Genomic DNA, 3,631 nt, shown 5'->3' with positions numbered 1-3,631 from the left:
GCCTCCGGCACGACCGGAATGCGCTTTTCGAAAAATTTCAGCGCCTCGCCGAAACGATAGCCGTTGGCGAGCGGCTCGCAGATATTGAGGTCGACGCGACGCGTCCACATCCGGCACTCGGCGCGCTCCTTCGGCGTCGAGCCGATCATCGCCGGCTCCGGTTTGATCTCCTCGAGATATTCGCAGATCGCGGTGATCTCCGAGAGGTAGCTGCCGTCGTCGAGTTCGAGCGTCGGCATCTGGCCGTGCGGGTTGCGCTTGAGGTGTTCGGCCTCGCGGTTTTCGCCGCCACGCAGGTCGACGGTCTGTTTCGGGATCTCGATGGCTTTCTCCGCCATGAAGATGCGCACGATGCGCGGATTGGGCCCGATCGAGTCGTAAAATTTCACGGCGTTTCCCCTCTATCTTGTCGGCGCGATGCATTGAGCAGACCAAGGGCGGTCTGTCAAACCGTGCCCGCGCGGCTAATTGTCGTCAAGCTTGTTGAGGTCGCGTACCGATTGCATGATCGGCTCGAAGTTCGATCGCGCATCGAGCGCGTCGAACAGTTGAGCGGTATCGGACAATAGCGCGTGCGAACGCTGGATCGCGATACGCACATCCTCTTGCGGCGTGTCGGACAGCCGCCCGTGGCCGGACAGCAGGATTTTCGAGTCGAGGCCGTTCAGCCGCTCCAGCGACTGGATGTAATCGCTGATGCTGCCGGAGCCGAACACGCCACCCATCACGCCGCCCGGCATCAGCGTATCGGCGGCAAACAACAGCCCCTTCTCCTGATCGAACAGGCTGATGCAGGCCGAGGTATGACCCGGCGTGTACATGACGTTCAGGCGGAAATCGCCGAGGTCGAACAGATTGCCCTCCTCGAGCCAGATGTCGACATTGATCGGAACGTTCGGCTCGTTGAACATCTTGCGCAGCATCGAGAAGTCGTCGCGCAGCATGATCTTGTTGGCGGCCAGCCGATGAGCGGCGATGATGGTGCGGCTTTCGTTGAAATGCCATGCCGCGCCGATGTGATCGAGATGCTCGTGGCTCAGGATCACCATGTCGATCTTGTCCGGCGGGCAGTCGAGATGGTTCAGACATTCGACGAGCGAGGCATAATTCGAGGTCAGCCCGACGTCGATCATGATGGTGCGGGACTTGCCGCGCACGAGGTAGGCGTTGGCCGCGCGGTTCTTGAACCGGATCTGGTAGACATTCTCGGCTGCCTGGATCAGCGAGCAGACGTCGTTGGTGAGCAGGACCGGAAACGGACTCGGTTTGCGCTCGCTCATGGGGTGTTCGCCCTGAAGGTCGCGGCATTGGAGGCGCGCAAACGTTTGCTAAGCGCATCCATCACCATCAGCGCGAATGCGGGCTGCTGGCTGACCAGATAGACGAAGCGGGCGTGGTTGATCCGCATCACGCGGGTGTTGGGCGCCGCCGCAATCGCGGTCGCCGAGCGCGACGAACCGTCGATGACCGCCATTTCACCGAAAAATTCGCCCTTGCCGAGCGTGACGATCACGGTTTTGCGCCCGCCGTTCAGCTTGGCGATCTCGACATTGCCGTCGAGTACGACAAACAGTTCGCGCCCGGTCGAGCCTTCCTCGAAAATGACCTGATCGACATCAAACTCGTTGATGCATTTCTCGATGGCCATGGCTCCCCCCGCCGATCTTTTGGAGCATGTTAGTCGGGAAAGCGGGCGGTGGAAACCGGCCGTGGGCGGGGGCCGGTCCCTTGGCGAAGGCCGCCTGATACCCAAACCCGGCCGCGCCAATTCCTAAATTTTCGGTAAGCCCCCGGCCAAGTAAGGATTTGGCAAGGTATGAAAGTTACCAAATGGTCAATCTTTTAGGGAGACTTGACCATGAGTGAACGGGCAGCCGAGCCAACAGGCGGTGAACAGGGTTCCCTCAATTTGGGGATTTCCCCTTCGGCGGACACGCCCAACGAGCCGGTGACGGCTTCAGCGGCCGAAACCAGCCCGGCGGTGGATGCGCTGGTGTCCGAGCCCTCCATGCCAGAGCCTTCAACGTCGGAACCTGCCATGTTTGAGCCCGGGGCGTCGGAGGCAGCGAAGGTCGAGGCGAGCGCCAAGGCGCCCCAGCCGGAAGCCGCCAAGCCCAAGGGGGCGCAGCTTCCCGGCAAGGTAATCGTCATGTCGCGCGGCGGGCGCGCCTGGACGGACAGCGGCATCCATGTCGAGCCCGACATGGCCGAGCACGAAAGCGTCTTCGGCAGACGCCGGATCGCGGCGATCGCAGCCGTGGTAGCGCTGGCGACCGTCGCGGGCGCAATAGGCGGTGCATTCGCGACCGCAACCTTCATGCATGGCGGCAGCGACGTGGCCAACAACGGCAGCCAGACGGTGCTGGCGTCACTCTCGCGAATCGACTCCGACATCCAGGCGCTGAAGACTGGTCTCGATCACACGTCCAAGCTCGGCATGGGCCAGTTCAACAAGACCAGCGAACGTCTCGACAAGCTCGAGCGCGCCCAGGCCGAACCGTCGGCCAAAATTGCCAAGCTCAGCGAAGCCGTCGACAAGCCGCGCACCGCGCCGGCTGCGGTGCCGGTCGCTGCGGCTTCCTCCCCTGCCGCCGCGAAGGAGGCGACCGGCTCGATCGGAACTGCCACGGCTCAGCAGACCGCGGCTGCGCCGGGTCCCTCCAAACCCGACGTGAAGACCGAGGTTGGCCGGTTGCCGACGATCGACGGCTGGGTGCTGCGCGACGTCGCTTATGGCGGTGCCCTGATCGACAGCCGTCGCGGCATGTACGAAGTCTATGCTGGCGACATGGTGCCGGGTCTTGGCCGCGTCGATGCCATTCGCCGCCAGGACGGCCACTGGGTGGTCGTGACCAGCCGGGGGCTGATCGTCGCGCGCTAAGCCATCAGCCGCCGCTTCACCACGGCGTGAGGCGGCAACACATTCGACGACACGCCGTCCTTTCGACTATTTTCTGAATGACATGCTACTGAGGTTCCCCTGGAATGGGAACCTCCGCGCGGTGTTTGTCAGGACATGGATTGGTTGCGTTCGCTGTTCATCACCCTAGCGCTCTTGTGTTTGTCGCCGCTGGGCTCCGCGCAAAGCGCGCCGGCGCTGGAACGCGGCGCTGCCGTCACCGATCCTGCCGCGCTGCGCGAACTCGACCGTGGCCGATTTGGCCTCATGCGGATGCTGGCGGCATCCAAAGCCTCCGGCGGGCCGCTTAACGACAGCGCTTTATTCGCGTTGTCTTCGATGGCGCCGGTTCGAAAATCGCTCGACGACGAATTCGAGCGATACGTGCAGCGGCACAGGGCCGAGTTGCCGAACGAGACGATCGGCGTCGGAACGCAGTTCGACTTTCAACTGTTCGACCGTGACCAGCTTTATTCGCAAGCCGACCGCTTCGTGCTGGCCGGCATCGTCAACCGGATGGACCGCGCCTTTGTGGCACCGGGCAATTGCGGTGAAATTCGCCTGATCTATCGTCTCACGGAGATCGATGCTCCCCCGGTCGGCGACCATGGCGCCTCGGCGCGGCTGCCGATGACGTTCAATCTGGTCTTGAAGGCTAAAGCCGACGACGCGACGGATGGCAAGGGCGCAGCGCTCACTTGCGCGGCGATCGCGCGGCGGTGGCTCGACTCG

The 3,631-nt window shown here is 63.0% G+C and carries 4 protein-coding genes and 1 pseudogene; 2 read left to right on the top strand and 3 right to left on the bottom strand.

What is annotated here, in order from left to right; translation table 11 throughout:
* The 3 genes from WB528_RS20445 to WB528_RS20435 all read right to left on the bottom strand — a co-directional run.
* The coding region (locus tag WB528_RS20445) for a glutathione S-transferase (RefSeq protein WP_423890223.1) at window positions 1–389 on the bottom strand (389 nt) is incomplete at its 3' end.
* A 75-nt stretch (window positions 390–464) separates the two neighbouring features.
* On the bottom strand, window positions 465–1,280 hold the full coding sequence (locus WB528_RS20440; RefSeq protein WP_423890222.1) for an MBL fold metallo-hydrolase: 816 nt from the start codon (window positions 1,278–1,280) through the stop codon (window positions 465–467).
* Window positions 1,277–1,648, bottom strand: coding sequence for a Crp/Fnr family transcriptional regulator (locus tag WB528_RS20435; protein WP_423890221.1), 372 nt, complete (start codon window positions 1,646–1,648; stop codon window positions 1,277–1,279). The genes WB528_RS20440 and WB528_RS20435 overlap by 4 nt, the downstream gene beginning before the upstream one ends.
* 210 nt (window positions 1,649–1,858) lie before the next feature.
* Here WB528_RS20435 and WB528_RS20430 point away from each other — a divergent pair, with 210 nt between their 5' ends.
* Window positions 1,859–2,881: a hypothetical protein gene (locus WB528_RS20430; protein WP_423890220.1), complete on the top strand. Its 1,023-nt coding sequence runs from the start codon at window positions 1,859–1,861 to the stop codon at window positions 2,879–2,881.
* Between the two features lie 135 nt (window positions 2,882–3,016).
* A pseudogene (locus WB528_RS20425) lies at window positions 3,017–3,631 on the top strand (hypothetical protein); the annotation flags it as partial.

Origin of the sequence: Bradyrhizobium sp., assembly GCF_049586575.1 — a bacterium.
Classification (GTDB): domain Bacteria; phylum Pseudomonadota; class Alphaproteobacteria; order Rhizobiales; family Xanthobacteraceae; genus Bradyrhizobium.
The sequence above is the reverse complement of the archived record's forward strand: the minus strand, read 5'-3'. Positions and strand labels throughout refer to the sequence as shown.